Raw genomic sequence first — 802 nt, 5'->3', positions numbered from 1 at the left:
CTTGGTCATGTCTTGCTTTCGGTTTTCAGCGCTGCTTCGGCCTCTTCCGCCTTGGCCAGCGCATCCGCGGCTTCCTTGGCCTTGCGCTCAGCGGCAGCGCGGGCCGTTGTGGCTTGGATCTTCTTGGCTTGCTCTGCTCGCTCGGTGGCCAGCTTGCCGGTCTCGCTGTCAGGGTCGAACTTGGTTGGGTCGATGGATTTGGCCACGTCGCGCGCGGCTTCGTTGATCCCGTCCATCGCTGTACTAACCGGGTTGGTCGCCGCGTTCAGGCCCTTCTTGATCTCATTGACGCCTGCTTCGTCCGCAGCCTCGTTCATTGCAGTGCTGAATTCGCGCGCCATGCCGCGCGCCTTGCCGACGAACCGTCCGACATTGCGAAACAGTACAGGCAGGTCCTTTGGCCCCACCACGATCAACGCGACGATGCCGATGACCAGAAGCTCGGTCCAGCCCAGATCAAACATCTAGGCTCAGACCTTGTCTTTGTCAGTCTCAGGCGTGACGTCTTTGGCCAGCTCGGACGCATCCTGCTCCAGTTCTTCCGAACCTTCCTTGATGCCTTTTTTGAACGAGGTAATGCCTTTACCCACTTCACCCATCAGCGAGCTGATCTTGCCGCGTCCAAATAGGACGAGAACCACAACAGCAATCAGCAGGATACCCGGAAGGCCAATATTGTTGAGCATGACTTTACTCCTTTTACGTCGGCGCAGCGCGCCGTGAATATGTCTGGCCCCGTGTCTACGCCCGTACGGGCATCAGCAAAAGTGCGACAGATCAAATCCGCGCGCAAAATTGAACG

At 58.1% G+C, this 802-nt stretch carries 2 protein-coding genes; both read right to left on the bottom strand.

Annotation, left to right across the window (positions count from 1 at the left end; all coding sequences use genetic code 11):
• Window positions 1–5 precede the first annotated feature (5 nt).
• On the bottom strand, window positions 6–464 hold the full coding sequence (gene tatB, locus ACR0EL_RS22110) for a Sec-independent protein translocase protein TatB (protein WP_170396807.1): 459 nt from the start codon (window positions 462–464) through the stop codon (window positions 6–8).
• Window positions 465–470: 6 nt separating this feature from the next.
• Window positions 471–686: a twin-arginine translocase TatA/TatE family subunit gene (locus ACR0EL_RS22105; protein ID WP_010440381.1), complete on the bottom strand. Its 216-nt coding sequence runs from the start codon at window positions 684–686 to the stop codon at window positions 471–473.
• Window positions 687–802 lie beyond the last annotated feature (116 nt).

The sequence above is a fragment of the Ruegeria sp. AH12 genome (genome assembly GCF_056541465.1).
Note: the sequence above shows the minus strand (reverse complement) of the source record. Positions and strands in the feature narration are given on the sequence as shown.

What these genes read in the sequence shown, in the direction of transcription:
- ACR0EL_RS22105 (WP_010440381.1), bottom strand. Translation starts at nt 686, where the DNA reads ATGCTCAACAATATTGGCCTTCCGGGTATCCTGCTGATTGCTGTTGTG.
- tatB (WP_170396807.1), bottom strand. Translation starts at nt 464, where the DNA reads ATGTTTGATCTGGGCTGGACCGAGCTTCTGGTCATCGGCATCGTCGCG.